Genomic DNA, 16,802 nt, shown 5'->3' on the forward strand with positions numbered 1-16,802 from the left:
ACATCGAGACCGAGAGAAGACTGAAGCCTTATGGCTACCACTTCGCTTGACCTGGCCAAGGTCCGCAACATTGGGATCATGGCCCACATCGACGCGGGCAAGACGACCACCACCGAGCGCATCCTGTTCTACACCGGTGTCTCGTACAAGATCGGTGAAGTCCACGACGGCGCTGCCACGATGGACTGGATGGAGCAGGAGCAGGAGCGCGGCATCACCATCACGTCCGCCGCGACGACCTGCCACTGGCCGCTGGAGGACGTCGACCACACCATCAACATCATCGACACCCCGGGCCACGTGGACTTCACGGTCGAGGTGGAGCGTTCGCTCCGCGTCCTCGACGGTGCCGTCACCGTGTTCGACGGTGTCGCCGGTGTGGAGCCGCAGTCGGAGACGGTGTGGCGTCAGGCCGACCGTTACGGCGTGCCGCGGATCTGCTTCGTCAACAAGCTGGACCGCACCGGTGCCGAGTTCCACCGCTGCGTCGACATGATCGAGGAGCGCCTGGGCGCTGTTCCGATCGTCATGCAGCTGCCGATCGGCGCCGAGGCCGACTTCCAGGGTGTCGTCGACCTCGTCACCATGAAGGCGTTCGTCTGGTCCGCCGAGGCGACCAAGGGCGAGATGTACGACATCGTCGACATCCCGGCCACGCACACCGAGGCTGCTGAAGAGTGGCGCGGCAAGCTGGTCGAGACCGTCGCCGAGAACGACGACGAGATCATGGAGCTCTTCCTGAACGGCGAGGAGCCGTCCGTGGAGCAGCTGCACGCCGCCGTCCGTCGCATCATCATCGCGTCCGGCAAGTCGAAGGGCACCACGGTCACCGCGGTGTTCTGTGGCACCGCGTTCAAGAACAAGGGTGTTCAGCCCCTGCTCGACGCCGTGGTCCGCTACCTGCCGTCGCCCCTGGACGTCGAGGCCATCGAGGGCCACGACGTCAAGGACGCGGAGCTGGTCGTCAAGCGCAAGCCGTCCGACGACGAGCCCCTCGCGGCGCTGGCGTTCAAGATCATGAGCGACCCGCACCTCGGCAAGCTCACCTTCGTCCGGGTTTACTCGGGCCGCCTGGAGTCCGGCACTGCCGTGACGAACTCCGTCAAGGGCAAGAAGGAGCGCATCGGCAAGATCTACCGCATGCACGCGAACAAGCGTGAGGAGATCGACTCGGTGGGCGCCGGCGACATCGTCGCCGTCATGGGCCTGAAGCAGACCACCACCGGTGAGACGCTGTGCGACGAGAAGGACCAGGTCATCCTGGAGTCCATGGACTTCCCGGCCCCGGTCATCCAGGTCGCCATCGAGCCCAAGTCCAAGGGTGACCAGGAGAAGCTGGGTGTCGCCATCCAGCGTCTCGCGGAGGAGGACCCCTCCTTCCAGGTTCACTCGGACGAGGAGACCGGCCAGACCATCATCGGTGGTATGGGCGAGCTGCACCTTGAGGTGCTGGTCGACCGTATGCGCCGTGAGTTCAAGGTCGAGGCCAACGTCGGCAAGCCGCAGGTCGCGTACCGCGAGACGATCCGCAAGGCCGTCGAGCGTCACGACTACACCCACAAGAAGCAGACCGGTGGTACCGGTCAGTTCGCCAAGGTGCAGATCGCGATCGAGCCGATCACGGACTCCGAGGGCCCTGCCTACGAGTTCGTGAACAAGGTCACCGGTGGCCGCATCCCGAAGGAGTACATCCCTTCGGTCGACGCGGGTGCGCAGGAGGCCATGCAGTTCGGCATCCTCGCCGGCTACGAGATGACCGGCGTCCGCGTCATCCTTCTCGACGGTGGCTACCACGAGGTCGACTCCTCCGAGCTCGCGTTCAAGATCGCCGGTTCGCAGGCCTTCAAGGAGGCCGCGCGCAAGGCTTCTCCCGTGCTCCTTGAGCCGATGATGGCCGTTGAGGTCACCACGCCCGAGGACTACATGGGCGATGTCATCGGCGACATCAACTCTCGCCGTGGCCAGATCCAGGCCATGGAGGAGCGCAGCGGCGCCCGCGTCGTGAAGGGCCTCGTGCCGCTTTCGGAGATGTTCGGCTACGTCGGAGACCTCCGCAGCAAGACCTCGGGTCGCGCCAGCTACTCGATGCAGTTCGACTCCTACGCCGAGGTTCCCAGGAACGTCGCCGAGGAGATCATCGCGAAGGCCAAGGGCGAGTAACTCTTCCGAGTTCACGCTTTAGGCTAATCACCGGAACCTCCGGGGCATCAGGAGAAAATCTCTTGTTGCCCCGGTGGGGACGGCAATCCAGCAAAGATCACCTGGCGCCGATGAGTAAGGCGTACAGAACCACTCTCCAGGAGGACCCCCGTGGCGAAGGCGAAGTTCGAGCGGACTAAGCCGCACGTCAACATCGGCACCATCGGTCACATTGACCACGGTAAGACGACCCTCACGGCCGCCATTACCAAGGTGCTGCACGACGCGTACCCGGACCTGAACGAGGCCTCGGCCTTCGACCAGATCGACAAGGCTCCTGAGGAGCGCCAGCGCGGTATCACCATCTCCATCGCGCACGTCGAGTACCAGACCGAGGCGCGTCACTACGCCCACGTCGACTGCCCGGGTCACGCGGACTACATCAAGAACATGATCACCGGTGCCGCGCAGATGGACGGCGCCATCCTCGTGGTCGCCGCCACCGACGGCCCGATGCCGCAGACCAAGGAGCACGTGCTCCTGGCCCGCCAGGTCGGCGTTCCGTACATCGTCGTCGCCCTGAACAAGGCCGACATGGTGGACGACGAGGAGATCCTGGAGCTCGTCGAGCTCGAGGTCCGTGAGCTGCTCTCCGAGTACGAGTTCCCGGGCGACGACCTGCCGGTCGTCCGCGTCTCCGCGCTGAAGGCCCTTGAGGGCGACAAGGAGTGGGGCGAGAAGCTCCTCGGCCTCATGAAGGCCGTGGACGAGTCCATCCCCACCCCGCCGCGTGACACCGAGAAGCCGTTCCTCATGCCCGTCGAGGACGTCTTCACGATCACCGGTCGCGGTACGGTCGTCACCGGCCGTATCGAGCGTGGTGTCCTGAAGGTCAACGAGACCGTCGACATCATCGGTATCAAGGAAGAGAAGACCACCACCACGGTCACCGGTATCGAGATGTTCCGCAAGCTGCTCGACGAGGGCCAGGCCGGTGAGAACGTCGGTCTGCTCCTCCGTGGCATCAAGCGCGAGGACGTCGAGCGCGGCCAGGTCATCATCAAGCCCGGTTCGGTCACGCCGCACACCGAGTTCGAGGCCCAGGCCTACATCCTGTCGAAGGACGAGGGTGGCCGTCACACCCCGTTCTTCAACAACTACCGCCCGCAGTTCTACTTCCGTACCACGGACGTGACCGGCGTCGTGACCCTCCCGCAGGGCACCGAGATGGTCATGCCGGGCGACAACACCGAGATGTCGGTCGCGCTGATCCAGCCGGTCGCCATGGAGGAGGGCCTGAAGTTCGCCATCCGTGAGGGTGGTCGTACGGTCGGCGCCGGCCAGGTCACCAAGATCACGAAGTAATTCGTGTTCTGACCTGGTAGCTCGCGCGAGCGGGCACCATGTTTGACGGAAGGGCCCCTTCCCCGTCGCTCACGCGAGGGGGGAGGGGCCCTTTCCTTGCGCCGTGGTCCGTGGCGTGCTGCGACCGGGTACTCCGTCCGGGTACTCCTCCGTCCGGGTGCGCCGGGCTCACACCGTACGACGAAGGGCCGCACCCCGGTCGGGTGCGGCCCTTCGTCGTACGGGCTCGGTGGAGCTCAGTCCACGCGCAGCGACTCCGTGAACTCCCGGCAGACGGCGTAGTCGGGCAGCAGGCCCGTGGCGACGGCCTCCGCGAGCGAGGGGGCGGCCTCGTCGCGGGCGGAGAGCAGCGGTGTGTCGGCCGGCCATTCGATGCCCAGCTCGGGATCGAGCGGGTGAACCGAGTGCTCGGCGGTCGGGTTGTACGTCTCCGAACAGAGGTACGACAGCGTGGCGTCGTCGCTCAGGGCGCAGAACCCGTGGCCGAGGCCCTCGGAGAGGTAGACCGCGCGGCGGTCCACGTCGTCCAGGCGGACGCCCTCCCAGCGGCCGAAGGTCGGCGAGCCGACCCGCAGGTCCACGATGACGTCGAGGACGGCGCCGCGGACGCAGGTGACGTACTTGGCCTGGCCGCGCGGGACGTCGGCGAAGTGGATGCCGCGGACCACACCGCGCGAGGAGACCGAGAGGTTCGCCTGCGCCAGGTTCAGCGGGTGCCCGACGACCTCGGACAGCTTGTCGAAGCGGTACCACTCGGTGAACAGGCCGCGCGGGTCGCCGTGCAGCTGGGGGGTGATCTCGTAGGCGCCGGCAATCGAGAGCTCGCGGAACTTCATCGGGCTGCCTCCTCGTCGAGCAGGCCCAGCAGGTAGTCGCCGTAACCGCTCTTGAGCAGCGGCTCGGCCAGTGCGCGCAGCTGCGCGGAGTCGATCAGACCGGCGCGCCAGGCGGCTTCCTCGATGCAGCCGATCTTGAAGCCCTGGCGTTCCTCGATGACCCGGACGAACTCCGAGGCCTGGACCATGGAGACGAACGTCCCGGTGTCCAGCCAGGCGGTACCGCGGTCGAGGATGGTGACATTCAACTCACCGGCCTGGAGGTACGCGTCGTTGACCGCGGTGATCTCCAGTTCGCCGCGGGCGCTGGGCTTGAGGCCGCGGGCGATCTCGACGACGCGGTTGTCGTAGAAGTACAGACCCGGCACGGCGTAGCGGGACTTGGGCTTGGCCGGCTTCTCCTCGATGGAGATGGCCTGGCCGTTCTCGTCGAACTCGACCACGCCGTACGCCGTCGGGTCGGCCACCGGGTACGCGAAGACCCGGCCGCCCTTGGAGTCGGTGTGCTCGGCGAGGCGGGTGCCGAGGCCGCTGCCGTGGAAGATGTTGTCGCCGAGGATCAGGGCCACGGACTCGTCGCCGATGAAGTCGGCGCCGAGCACGAAGGCCTGGGCGATGCCCTCGGGGCGCTCCTGGACCGCGTATTCCAGCCGGATGCCGAACTGGGAGCCGTCGCCGAGCAGACGCTCGAACTGGGCCCGGTCCTCCGGCGTGGTGATGACGAGAATCTCGCTGATTCCTGCCATGACCAGGGTGGAAAGCGGGTAATAGATCATCGGCTTGTCGAAGACGGGGAGCAGCTGCTTCGAGACTGCCCGGGTCAGCGGCCAGAGTCGGGATCCGGTGCCGCCGGCCAAGAGAATTCCACGCATGCCCACAACCCTATGCGAGAGCATCCGGAGTGCCGAGGTCCGGGCCCGGGGGGTGGTGCGCCAGCCGCTAGACTCTTCGTATTATGCGCATCCTCGTGACCGGCGGCGCCGGCTTCATCGGTTCTGAATTTGTCCGCCAGCAGCTCGGTGCGGATGCATCGGCCCAGATCACGGTCTTCGACAAGCTGACCTACTCCGGCGTCGAAGCCAACCTGGCGCCGGTCGCGGACCACCCCGGTTACCGCTTCGTCAAGGGCGACATCTGCGACGCCGAGGCCGTCGACCAGGTGATGCCCGGTCACGACGTCGTCGTGCACTTCGCCGCCGAGTCGCACGTGGACCGCTCGATCGCCGGTGCGGGCCCCTTCGTGATGACCAACGTCGTCGGTACGCAGGTCCTGCTGGACGCGGCCCGCAAGCACGGCGTCGGCCGCTTCGTGCACATCTCCACCGACGAGGTGTACGGCTCGATCAACGAGGGCTCCTGGACCGAGGAGTGGCCGCTGGTCCCCAACTCCCCGTACTCCGCCTCCAAGGCCTCCTCCGACCTGCTCGCGCTGGCCTACGCCCGGACGCACGGCATGGACGTCGTGGTCACGCGCTGCTCGAACAACTACGGGCACTACCAGTTCCCGGAGAAGGTCATCCCGCTGTTCGTCTCGAACCTGATGGACGGCAAGAAGGTCCCGCTGTACGGCAACGGCGGCAACGTCCGCGACTGGCTGCACGTCTCCGACCACTGCCGCGGCATCGACCTGGCCATGCGCAAGGGCCGCGCCGGCGAGGTCTACAACATCGGCGGCGGCACCGAGCTCACCAACAAGGAACTGACCGGCGTGCTCCTGGAGGCCGCCGGCCTGGGCTGGGACATGGTCGAGCACGTCGAGGACCGCAAGGGCCACGACCTGCGCTACTCCATCGACATCAGCAAGATCGGCGCAGAGCTCGGGTACGCCCCGCAGGTCACCTTCGAGGACGGCATCAAGGCCACCATCGACTGGTACCGCGAGAACCGCGCCTGGTGGGAGCCGCTGAAGGCGAAGGCGGCCCTGCAGAAGTGAGGACCAACTCGTTGGCCGGGCGCTGGCTCGTCACCGGCGCCGCCGGGATGCTCGGCCAGGACGTCCTGACCGTCCTGAAGCGCGCCCGCATCGACGCCGTGGGCCTGCGCCGCGACGACCTCGACATCACCGACGCGGCCGCGGTCCGCGCGGCGGTCGAGGGTGTCGCCGTGGTCGTGAACTGCGCCGCCTGGACCGACGTGGACGGCGCCGAGACGGCCGAGGACGCCGCAACCGCCGTCAACGGCACGGGCGTACGCGTCCTCGCCGAGGCCTGCGCCGCCGCCCACGTGCGCCTGCTGCACGTCTCCACCGACTACGTGCTCCCCGGCGACGCCACGGAGCCGTACCGCGAGGACGCCGAGACCGGCCCGGTCAACGCCTACGGGCGCTCCAAGCTGGTCGGCGAGCAGGCCGTCGCCGAGCTGCTGCCGCAGGACGGCTACGTCGTCCGGACCGCCTGGCTGTACGGCGAGCACGGGCCGAACTTCGTCGCCACCATGCTGAAGCTGGCCGCCCAGCGCGACACCCTCGACGTGGTCGACGACCAGCACGGCCAGCCCACCTGGTCCTACGCGCTGGCCCGCCACCTGGTCGAACTGGGCCTGGCCGCGCTGAAGGGCTGGGCCATGGGCGGGGTCTACCACGGCACCGCGAGCGGCCGGACCACCTGGATGGGACTGGCCCGCGAGACGTACCGGCTGAGCGGACTGGACCCGGAGCGGATCCGGCCCACCACCTCCGAGGCCTTCGTCCGCCCGGCCGTCCGCCCCGCCTTCAGCGTGCTCGCGCACGACCAGTGGGCCGAGGCAGGCCTCGCCCCGCTCGCCGACTGGCAGGAGCAGCTGGCCGAGGCGCTCGCCACCCCCGGCTTCGCGGCACTCGCGAAAGCGGCCCGGGACGGCCGAGCGGGATGAAGGCCCTGCTGAACAAGCTGAGCGCGGCACTGCCGCCGGGCACCGTCGCGGTGGCCGGCGGCACCGTCGTGCTCGGCGCCGCCTCGTACGTCCACCTCGGCGTGGCCGGACACAGCCTGTCCAGCGACGACATGGCGAACGTGTCGGTGCTGTGGACCATCGTCATGTCCGTCGGCATCGGCGTCTTCTTCCCCATCGAGCAGGAGCTCACCCGGATCGTCGCCGCGCGGGCGGTGCTCGGCCACGGGGCCGCCCCCGTACTGCGCCGCGCCACCCTGCTGACCGCGGGGATGCTCGGCGCCACGCTGCTGGTCCTCGGGCTGGGCGCGGCCCCGATCGCGGACCTGCTGTTCCGCGGGGACCGGGGCCTGGTGGCCGCGCTCGGCGGTGCCTTCACCGGCATGGCGGTCTGCTACCTGACCCGGGGGGTGCTGGCCGGCCTCGGCCGGTTCGGTGCGTACGGCGTCCAGCTCGCCGTCGACGGCGGCCTGCGGATCGCCCTCGCGTTCGGCTGCGCCCTCCTCGGACTGCACTCCGCGCTCGCCTTCAGCCTGGTCCTGGCGGGCGCACCCGTGGTCGCGATGCTGGTGACCCTGCCGGTGCTGCTGCGCGCCGCCGGCCCCGGCGAGGACATCGCCTGGCGGGAACTGGTGGGCGGGCTGGGCCTGTTGATCTGCTCGACCCTGCTCTCCCAGGTGGTCGTCAACGCCGCCGTGATGAGCACCAAGCTGCTGGCGCCCACGGACAGCGCGCTGATCGGCGCGCTGCTGAACGCGCTGGTCCTGGCCCGCGTACCGCTGTTCGTCTTCGGTTCGCTCCAGGCCTCGCTGCTGGGCGGGCTCACCGCGGCCTACACGGCGGGCGACCGGGCGGCGTTCTCGGCGATGCTGCGCCGGATCGCCGTGGTGGTCCTGCTGCTCGGCCTGGCCGGCGGAGTGCCCGCCACCGCCCTCGGACCGTGGCTGATCGAGGTGCTGTTCGACGCCCGTCCCGTCCTGGGCTGCCTCGACTTCTTCCTGTTGTCCGCCGGCACCGTGGCGTACATGTTCGCGATGGTGCTCGGACAGGCGCTGATGGTATTCAAGCGGCACAACCTGCAGTTGCTGTGCTGGGCCGTCGGCGCCGCCGTCCTGGTCGCCGTCACCTTCGCCCCGGGTGACGTCGCCCTGAGGGTCATCCTGGCCTACGCCCTCGGCTCCCTGGCCACCGTGCTCGGTATGCTGACCGTGCTGAGGCTGGGGTTCCCCGGAGCGGCCCCGGGCACCGCCGAGGGCCCCGGGCGCGAGGTCGCCGCAAGCCCGCTGGGCGCCGGAACGGTCGGGGAGTGACCGTGTCCGCCTACGACGTCCCATCGATCACCGAGCACTCGCACGTGCCACATTCCGCTGGAGCTACCGTGTCCCAATACGACGATGTCTGGCTGGTCATACCGGCCTATAACGAGGGCCAGGTGATCGCCGGTGTGGTCGAGGGAGCGCGCGAGACCTTCCCGAACATAGTCGTCGTCGACGACGGCAGCTCCGACGACTCGGCCGAGCACATCGCGACCACGGGCGCCCACCTGGTGCGCCACCCGGTCAACCTCGGCCAGGGCGCCGCCCTGCAGACCGGTCTCAAGTACGCGCTCGCCCAGCCCGGTGCCCGCTACTTCGCGACCTTCGACGCCGACGGCCAGCACCAGACGGCCGACGTGGAGAAGATGGTCGAGCTGCTGCGCGGCGGGGAGGTCGACGTGGTGCTCGGCTCCCGCTTCATCGAGCAGAACGGCCAGGTGCCGTGGATCAAGCGGGTCGTGCTGCGCACGGCGGCTGCCGTCAGCCCGACCGCCCGCAAGCTCAAGCTCACCGACGCCCACAACGGGCTGCGGGTGCTCAGCCGCAAGGCGGCCGAGCAGCTGAACATCACCATGAACGGCATGGCGCACGCGTCCGAGATCGTCGGCTTCCTCGCCGGCTCCGGCCTGCGCGTCGCCGAGGTGCCGGTGGACATCCTGTACACCGAGTACTCGCGCGCCAAGGGCCAGTCCCTGATCAACGGCGTCAACATCATCTTCGACATCACTATGCGGGAGCGTGGCCGCTGATGAAGTACTTCTGGATTCAGCTGCTGCTCATCGCGGGCTCGGTGTCGATGGCCCTCGTCTTCATACGCACGTGGGGCCAGGCCAAGAACCGCGCCTGGAAGCGCATCGCGTTCTCGGTGTTCGTCGTGGTCAACGTCTACGCCGTGCTCCGCCCCACCGACGTGACCTGGGTCGCCCACCAGCTCGGCGTCGGCCGCGGCACCGACCTCGTGCTGTACGTCATGGTGCTGGCGATGGGCTTCCTGACCCTCAACACCTTCCTGCGCTTCCGCTCGTTGGAGAAGAAGCTCACCGACCTGGCCCGGACGGTGGCGCTCAGCGAGGGCGCCCGGCACAACGACGAGCGCCTCGGCTCCAAGCCGGGCGCGGCGAGCCCCGACTCCGACTCCGTGAAGGCCTGACGCCCCGTGGTGACCTTCGACTTCATGCTCCCCTACTACGGGGACGTGCAGCTGATGCAGGACGCCGTCCGCAGCGTCCTGGCCCAGACGGACCCGGACTTCCGCCTCGTCGTGATCGACGACGGCAAGGAGCCGGACGTGCCCGGCTGGTTCGAGGCGCTCGGCGACGAGCGGGTCCACTACACCCGCAACGAGCAGAACCTCGGCATCACGAAGAACTTCCAGAAGTGCGTACGGCTCTCCGAGGCCGACCACGTCGTGATCATGGGCTGCGACGACCTGCTGCACCCGCACTACCTGGAGACGGTCCGCGCGCTCATCAAGGCGAACCCGGGCATCGGCATGGTCCAGCCCGGCGTCGAGGTGATCGACGGCGACGGCAAGGTGGCGTACGGGCTGGCCGACCAGACCAAGCGGCGGCTGTACGCCCCCCAGGTCAAGGGCCGGCGCCTGATGGGCGGCGAGGAGCTCGCCGCCAGCGTGCTGCGCGGCAACTGGCTGTACTTCCCCTCGATCGCCTGGCGCGGCGAAGCCCTGCGCGGGGTCAACTTCCGCGACGAGTACTCGGTCATCCAGGACCTGGCCCTGGTCGTCGATCTGCTCGAACTCGGCGAGCAGATGCTGATCGACGAGTCGACCACCGTCTTCCAGTACCGCCGGCACGCCGTCAGCGAGTCCTCCGTGCAGGCGTTCTCCGGCACCCGCTTCACCGAGGCCGAGCGGTACTTCAACGCCGTCGCCGACCGCATGGACGCGCGGGGCTGGAAGAAGGCCGCCCGCGCGGCCCGGTTCCACAGTGGCTCCCGCTTCCACGCGCTCACCATGCTGCCCGGCGCACTGCGCCGCGGACAGCGTGACGGCGTTCGCACGCTCGCCCGGCACGCCTTCACCGCCGGTCAGCGAGCCGACTGACCGGGCGTTCCCCGCACCCAGAGGCCGCCGGCCCCGACCCGCGGTCGCCTCGCGACGGAATTGGACTGAGATGACACACCTGGCCCCCGGGGTCGTCGGAGAACCCGGCACGGCACAGAGCCGGACTGGTACCGGTGCCGCGGACGGCAAGCCCGTCTCGTCCCCGGTACCGGCCCGCCGCCCGTGGACGTCCCGGCGCCGGGTGCTCGCCCTCGCCGAGGCCGTCGTCAGCATCACGGCAGCCCTCGGCTACGTGCTGCTCAGCCGGCACGTCAGCGTGAACCCGATCGTCCGCCTCGGCCAGGTCAGCGGCCTCGCCAAGCTCCAGCTGTACGTCGCGCTCATCGGCCTGCCGCTGCTCGGACTGCTCCTGTACACCGCCCACCGGGGCGCCGCCCGGCGCCACCAGCTGGTGAAGCGCCTCGTCTGCGCCGCCCTCGCGGGCCTGGCCACCGGCGTGATCGCGGGCGGTGTCGTCGTCGCCCTGCGCGGCACGCCCCACCCGCTCGGCGGCCAGGAGGGCGACCCGGGCGTCCTGATCGACATGGCCAACTCGTTCCTGCACCACGAGGGGATGTCGGGCATCTACCCGCCCGCCTTCCCGGCCCTGATGGCCCTCTGGGCGAAGGTCCGCTACAACGGCCGCGGCGAGACCGGCTTCGCCCTGCACGACCTCCAGATCCTCTTCACCGCCGTGGCCGGTCCGATGGCCTACCTGGCCTGGCGGATACTGCTGCGGCCCTTCTGGGCGCTGCTGATCGCGGTCCCGGCCGCGGTGGTCTTCCTCGACCCGATCCGTCCGTACAGCCACATCGTCATGATCGTGCTGCTGCCGCTGCTCGGATACTGGCTGCGCGAGATGCGCCGGGCCGGCCGGCGCACCACGCGGCACCTGCTCGTGCGCGGCACCGGCCTCGGCCTGATCTTCGGCGCCCTGTTCCTGTGGTACTCCGGCTGGTACATCTGGGCCGCACCCGGCGCGGTCCTGGCCGCCCTGTTCTTCTTCCCGTGGCGCCAGGGCGCCGCGGCGGCCAAGCGGGCCGGCCTGTACATAGGGGCCACCCTGGCGTCGACGGTCGTCGTCGGGGCCCCGCTGCTGTACCAGATGGTCCGGCTGGGCGCGGAGAACCCCGACCGCTACGCCTTCCTCGCCGTCTACGCGGACCCCACGTACGTCCTCGGCTGGGTCTCGGACCGGTCCGGGACCCTGACCTACCAGACCTGGCCGGCCGCCGGCGAGCTGGCGGGCCAGAGCGGGTTCGCCCTGCTGCTGCTCCTCGGGGTGGGCCTCGGCCTCGGCCTCGGCCTGCGCAACGTCATGGTCCGCACCGCGGCGGCGGTCCTGGCCGGCGCCTGGCTCGCCCGCTTCTGGTTCGCCGGGCGCATGGCCCACGACAAGGCCATCCAGCTCTACCCGCGCACCACGTGGATCATCATGTACTGCCTGATGATCCTCGCCGTGCTCGGCGTCATGGCGGCCGTCAACCGGGGCTCCGGGTGGATCGAGCGCACGCTGCGCCCGGCCGGGGCGGGGCCGGGGGCCGGGCGCGCCCCGGTCGTTCCGCGGCGGGTGGTCCGCCAGCTCGCCGCCGGCATGGTGTGCGTGGTCGCCCTGTTCGCGACCATGGGCGCGTCCTGGTCCGTCAACCGCTACATGCCCTCGGCCGACGTCGACTCCATGGGCATCGACGCGTACCGTGCCCACACCATCAAGCAGCGGGACGGCAGCTGCCCGCGCTTCTCGCCCGTCAAGGACTGCAAGGACATCGAGAAGGACGACTGGAAGCCCGGTCCCATCCAGGACTACATCTGGTGCGCCGGCATCGTGGCCGACGACTGGCCCGCCGTCTGCGGGATGAAGGCGCCCAAGCGCGTGCGGTCGCGGGCGGACATCGAGCGGGACGCCCAGGCCGAGAGGGACGCCCGGAAGGCGGCGGCCGAGGCGGAGAAGGCCACAGACAGGAAATAGGGCCGCCCACTCCGGTAGCCCGGGGTGGCCCCCCGCCCGCACCCCCTGTCATACCCCACCAGTAGCATCCGCCCCGAGAGTCGTGTCCTATGGCGCACCAGCCATAAGGGGTGGGGGGAACAAGGTGAGACTGAGTCGTGTGCGCGGTACCGCTCTGGCGGCCGCGCTCGGTGCCGCAGCGGTACTGGGCATTCAGGGAATGGCCGGGGGAGCCGAACTGGATCCCCCGGGCGGCAAGGGGCCGGCGGCGGCCGCGTACGGCGCCGACGCCAAGGAGACCGGGCCGGTCGAGGGGGAGGTGCACAAGCTCGCCCTCCAGCCCAAGGGCGCCGGCGAGGCCGTGCTCTCCCAGCGCGGCACCCAGCCCTTCGGCATGCTGGGCGTGTCCTGGACGGACCCCGCGGCCGAGGTGAAGGGCACCATCGAGGCCCGCGCCCGCGACGCGAAGACCGGCAAGTGGTCGCGCTGGATCGCCCTCGACCCGGTCAAGGCCGGGCTGGACGGCGTACGCCCCGGCGCGCACGGCTCCACGGAGCCCGTCTGGGTCGGTGCCTCCGACGGTGCCGAGGTACGGATCAGCGGCGGCGGCGCACTGCCCGCCGGGCTGGAGCTGAACCTGGTGGACCCGGGCGGCTCCGGCAGCCCGGCGAAGAAGAGCAGCGCCCAGAAGAGCAGCGCCGAGAGCGGGGCCCTGAACGCCGGCCCGGCCGCCTTCGCCGCCACCACGGCGGACCCCGGACCGGCCTCCACGGCCCCGCAGCCCAGCGTGGTCTCGCGCCTCGCGTGGGGCGCCGACGAATCGCTGAACGACGAGGGCCCGATCTACCTGCCGGGCGCCAAGGTCAAGGCGGTCTTCGTCCACCACACCGCCGACGCCCAGCCGTACGACTGCTCGCAGTCCGCGGCGATCGTCCGGGGCATCCACGTCTACCACGTGAAGACCAACGGCTGGCGCGACCTCGGCTACAACTTCCTCGTCGACAAGTGCGGCACGATCTTCGAGGGGCGGCAGGGCGGTATCGACCAGCCCGTCCTCGGCGCGCACACCTACGGCTGGAACTCCGAGTCCGCGGGTATCGCCGTCCTCGGTGACTACAACGCCGCGGGCGCCTCGGCCGCCGCTCAGGACGCCATTTCCAGGATCGCGGCCTACAAGCTCGGCCAGTACGACGGCGACATGAACGGCACGACCACGCTGACCGCGGGCGACACGCAGAAGAACTACTTCGGCACCGATTTCGTCAAGGGCCAGACGTACACGTTCAAGACGCTGTCGGGCCACCGGGACGGCTTCAACACCGAGTGCCCGGGCAACTCGCTCTACGGCCAGCTCGACGCGATCCGCACCTCCGGCCCCGCGGCGCAGCTGAACCTGACCACCGTCAACGGGGTGCCGGTCCAGGCCGGCGTCGACGGCAAGTCCGACGGCGTCCTGTCCGTCGGCTGGTCGACCGCCACGGCGAGCGCCCGCATCGGCTCCTTCGAGCTACTGGTCGACGGAGTCTCGGCCGCGACGGCCCCCGGCACGGCCCGGACGGCGATCACGACCCTGACCAACGGCACCCACCAGGTCCAGGTCAAGGCGACCGCGCTCAACGGCAAGACCTCCGTCAGCCTGCCCGTCAAGGTCGTCGCCGAGGTGAAGACCGCCAAGTTCACCCCAGTCACCCCGAAGCGTCTGATGGACACGCGTACGGGCCTCGGTGTGCCGCAGGCGAAGGTCGGTGCGGGTGGCGTGGTGACGCTGCCGGTGGCCGGTACGAACGGGATCCCGGCGGCGGATGTGACGGCCGTGGTGCTGAACGTGACGGCGACGAACCCCACCGAGCCGAGCTTCGTGTCGGTCTACCCGAGCGGTACGACCCGTACGAGCGCGTCGAACCTGAACTTCACGCCCGGCCAGACGATCCCGAACCTCGTGGTCGTCCCGGTGGTGGACGGGAAGGTGAGCTTCTTCAACAATCAGGGCACCGTGGACCTGATCGCGGACATCACGGGCTACTTCACCTCGGCCGGTGAGGGTGCGACGCACACGAACATCGGTCCGAAGCGTCTGATGGACACGCGTACGGGTCTGGGCGTGCCGGCGGCGAAGGTCGGCGCGGGCGGTGTGGTGACGCTGCCGGTGGCCGGTACGAACGGGATCCCGGCGACGGGTGTGACGGCCGTGGTGCTGAACGTGACGGCGACGAACCCCACCGAGCCGAGCTTCGTGTCGGTCTACCCGAGCGGTACGACCCGTACGAGCGCGTCGAACCTGAACTTCACCCCCGGCCTGACCATCCCGAACCTGGTCGTGGTCCCGGTGGTGGACGGGAAGGTGAGCTTCTTCAACAATCAGGGCACCGTGGACCTGATCGCGGACATCACGGGCTACTTCACCTCGGCCGGTGACGGTGCGACGCACACGAACATCGGTCCGAAGCGTCTGATGGACACGCGTACGGGCCTCGGTGTGCCGGCGGCGAAGGTCGGCGCGGGCGGTGTGGTGACGCTGCCGGTGGCCGGTACGAACGGGATCCCGGCGACGGGTGTGACGGCCGTGGTGCTGAACGTGACGGCGACGAACCCGACGCAGCCCAGCTTCGTGTCGGTCTACCCGAGCGGAACGACCCGCACGAGCGCCTCGAACCTGAACTTCACGCCCGGCCAGACGATCCCGAACCTGGTGGTCGTCCCGGTCGTGGACGGGAAGGTCAGCTTCTTCAACAACCAGGGCACCGTGGACCTCATCGCGGACATCACGGGTTACTTCAGCAAGTGAACTGAGCAGCGACGCGGGGCCCCCAGGACCAGGTCCTGGGGGCCCCGGACATTTCAGGGGTGGGACATGGGAACGAACGACGACGACATACCGGCCGTCTCCGACCAGGAGTGGGCCCGGTTCATGGAGCAGGCCGCGGCGGGCCCGGGCCGGGCTCCCCAGGAGCCGTCCGCCCGGGCGCGCATGGTCACCGCGCGGCTGCGCGCCGAGGCCGACGAGCCGCCCGGCTGGCGCACCGGTCCGGCCTGGCAGGAGAGGGAAGGGCGGGGGAGGGGCAAGCGGCGGCTCAAGGCCGCGGCGGCCGTCGTCTTCATAGCCGCCCTCGCGCTGATCACCCTCCGACCGGAGCTGGTCATCGACCGCGTCACCGGCAAGGCCGCGCAGAACGACGAGGCCCGCGAGCCGCTGGCGGCGGAGACCGCCCGGCCCACCGCCGCGCCCTCCACGCTGCCCCCGGACCAGCCCACGCTCAAGGAGCCCTTCAAGGGCTCTCCGGCCCTGCAGTGGGCCGACGGGGCGGCCGGGATCGAGGTGCCGGAGGCCGAGGCCGTCGGCGGCATGAGCAAGGAGCGGGTCGCCGACGCACTGGAGAACGCCAAACAGTTCCTGGTCGCGGCCAACCTGGATCCGGCGACCCTGCGCGGGGAGCGGCCCGCGGCGGCACTGGCGCTGCTCGACCCGAAGCTGGGGGACGAACTGGGCCGCCTGGAGCAGTCGCTGGCGGCTCCGACGAAGGAGAACGACCCGCTGGACCTGTTCACCCGCATCAAGCCGGCCGAGCTCAAGCCCGTCGGCGACGTGGTCAAGGTCCGTGGCCGGATGTGGGTGGAGCCCGGCAAGGAGGCCGGCCAGGCCAACGTGCTGACCGACTACACCTTCGTCTACCCGTTCGTGAAGGCGAAGCCGGGCGCCGAGCAGGTGGAGCGCACGATCGTGCGGCGCGAGATCACCTTCTCGGTCGCGGACCCGCGCAAGTGGCAGGCCACCGCCGGCAAGCTCTGGCTGGAGAAGGTCGGCGTCAACCTCGCCAACAGCGGGTGCGACATCTACGACGGGTTCCTGCACCCCGTCTTCGACGAGGACACGCCGACCGGGCCCACACCCTCGGGTACGCCCGTGGACCCGTACGACCGGAGCAGGAGCACGGAGACCGGCCCTCCGGAAGGCTGCGGGACCCTCTCCCGATCCTGACCGGGGCAGCTGCACGGCCTGGCCCGGGCACCCCAAGGGAGGCCCGGGCCGTCGGTTCGCGTGGCGCGGTTTGACCACTCACCGCTGGGGGGTATTCTCTTCGGCCCGATTGGCGCAGTACGTGTCTTGTATGGCAGACTACTCAAGTTGCTCGGCTGAGTGCCGATGCTGCGCGCCTCCCGCCGGGAGGACCGGAAGCGAGTCCCACAGTACTCGTCGCCTTTATCTGCCTTCCGGGGCAGCAATGGGGCGGACGTACGGGAATCTTCTGGGAAGCGACAGCACGGTGCCT

13 protein-coding genes are annotated in these 16,802 nt (G+C 69.6%); 11 read left to right on the forward strand and 2 right to left on the reverse strand.

The window, feature by feature from the left end; all coding sequences use genetic code 11:
• Window positions 1-30 precede the first annotated feature (30 nt).
• Together fusA and tuf are read left to right on the forward strand one after the other, a co-directional pair.
• The gene (gene fusA, locus AC0666_RS21605; RefSeq protein ID WP_361720169.1) at window positions 31-2,160 is read left to right on the forward strand and encodes an elongation factor G; all 2,130 of its coding nucleotides are present in this window, start codon (window positions 31-33) and stop codon (window positions 2,158-2,160) included.
• Between the two features lie 150 nt (window positions 2,161-2,310).
• Window positions 2,311-3,504, forward strand: a complete 1,194-nt coding sequence (gene tuf, locus AC0666_RS21610; protein ID WP_356851304.1) for an elongation factor Tu — start codon at window positions 2,311-2,313, stop codon at window positions 3,502-3,504.
• A gap of 236 nt (window positions 3,505-3,740) precedes the next feature.
• On the opposite strand, the gene rfbC is transcribed toward tuf, so the two are convergent.
• A complete protein-coding gene (gene rfbC, locus AC0666_RS21615) occupies window positions 3,741-4,340 on the reverse strand; it encodes a dTDP-4-dehydrorhamnose 3,5-epimerase (RefSeq protein ID WP_468584899.1) in 600 nt (199 codons plus the stop codon).
• Complete coding sequence (gene rfbA / locus AC0666_RS21620; protein WP_468584897.1) at window positions 4,337-5,212, reverse strand: glucose-1-phosphate thymidylyltransferase RfbA; 876 nt, start codon at window positions 5,210-5,212, stop codon at window positions 4,337-4,339. Before rfbA ends, rfbC begins: the two co-directional genes overlap by 4 nt.
• A gap of 83 nt (window positions 5,213-5,295) precedes the next feature.
• Here rfbA and rfbB point away from each other — a divergent pair, with 83 nt between their 5' ends.
• From rfbB to AC0666_RS21665, 9 genes are all read left to right on the forward strand, one after another.
• Entirely contained in the window at window positions 5,296-6,273 is a 978-nt protein-coding gene (rfbB, locus tag AC0666_RS21625; RefSeq protein WP_361720179.1) for a dTDP-glucose 4,6-dehydratase, read from the forward strand.
• Window positions 6,270-7,190 (forward strand): dTDP-4-dehydrorhamnose reductase, encoded by a 921-nt coding sequence (gene rfbD, locus AC0666_RS21630; protein WP_468962825.1) that lies wholly within the window; start codon window positions 6,270-6,272, stop codon window positions 7,188-7,190. The genes rfbB and rfbD overlap by 4 nt, the downstream gene beginning before the upstream one ends.
• Window positions 7,187-8,518 (forward strand): lipopolysaccharide biosynthesis protein, encoded by a 1,332-nt coding sequence (locus AC0666_RS21635; RefSeq protein WP_468962826.1) that lies wholly within the window; start codon window positions 7,187-7,189, stop codon window positions 8,516-8,518. The genes rfbD and AC0666_RS21635 overlap by 4 nt, the downstream gene beginning before the upstream one ends.
• Window positions 8,519-8,586: 68 nt before the next feature.
• Complete coding sequence (locus AC0666_RS21640; protein ID WP_356851298.1) at window positions 8,587-9,273, forward strand: glycosyltransferase family 2 protein; 687 nt, start codon at window positions 8,587-8,589, stop codon at window positions 9,271-9,273.
• Window positions 9,273-9,674 (forward strand): DUF2304 domain-containing protein, encoded by a 402-nt coding sequence (locus tag AC0666_RS21645; RefSeq protein ID WP_361720185.1) that lies wholly within the window; start codon window positions 9,273-9,275, stop codon window positions 9,672-9,674. Before AC0666_RS21640 ends, AC0666_RS21645 begins: the two co-directional genes overlap by 1 nt.
• A 6-nt stretch (window positions 9,675-9,680) precedes the next feature.
• Window positions 9,681-10,586 (forward strand): glycosyltransferase family 2 protein, encoded by a 906-nt coding sequence (locus AC0666_RS21650; protein WP_468584891.1) that lies wholly within the window; start codon window positions 9,681-9,683, stop codon window positions 10,584-10,586.
• Between the two features lie 70 nt (window positions 10,587-10,656).
• Window positions 10,657-12,555, forward strand: coding sequence for a hypothetical protein (locus AC0666_RS21655; protein WP_468962829.1), 1,899 nt, complete (start codon window positions 10,657-10,659; stop codon window positions 12,553-12,555).
• Between the two features lie 139 nt (window positions 12,556-12,694).
• Window positions 12,695-15,319, forward strand: a complete 2,625-nt coding sequence (locus AC0666_RS21660; RefSeq protein WP_478708142.1) for an N-acetylmuramoyl-L-alanine amidase — start codon at window positions 12,695-12,697, stop codon at window positions 15,317-15,319.
• A 66-nt stretch (window positions 15,320-15,385) separates the two neighbouring features.
• The gene (locus AC0666_RS21665) at window positions 15,386-16,510 is read left to right on the forward strand and encodes a hypothetical protein (protein WP_478708143.1); all 1,125 of its coding nucleotides are present in this window, start codon (window positions 15,386-15,388) and stop codon (window positions 16,508-16,510) included.
• Window positions 16,511-16,802 lie beyond the last annotated feature (292 nt).

It is taken from the genome of Streptomyces sp. NPDC043680, from assembly GCF_056436685.1.

Coding starts and splice junctions, on each gene's coding strand:
- rfbC (WP_468584899.1), bottom strand. CDS start 4,340: ATGAAGTTCCGCGAGCTCTCGATTGCCGGCGCCTACGAGATCACCCCC.
- fusA (WP_361720169.1), top strand. CDS start 31: ATGGCTACCACTTCGCTTGACCTGGCCAAGGTCCGCAACATTGGGATC.
- AC0666_RS21665 (WP_478708143.1), top strand. CDS start 15,386: ATGGGAACGAACGACGACGACATACCGGCCGTCTCCGACCAGGAGTGG.
- AC0666_RS21635 (WP_468962826.1), top strand. CDS start 7,187: ATGAAGGCCCTGCTGAACAAGCTGAGCGCGGCACTGCCGCCGGGCACC.
- rfbA (WP_468584897.1), bottom strand. CDS start 5,212: ATGCGTGGAATTCTCTTGGCCGGCGGCACCGGATCCCGACTCTGGCCG.
- AC0666_RS21645 (WP_361720185.1), top strand. CDS start 9,273: ATGAAGTACTTCTGGATTCAGCTGCTGCTCATCGCGGGCTCGGTGTCG.
- AC0666_RS21655 (WP_468962829.1), top strand. CDS start 10,657: ATGACACACCTGGCCCCCGGGGTCGTCGGAGAACCCGGCACGGCACAG.
- rfbB (WP_361720179.1), top strand. CDS start 5,296: ATGCGCATCCTCGTGACCGGCGGCGCCGGCTTCATCGGTTCTGAATTT.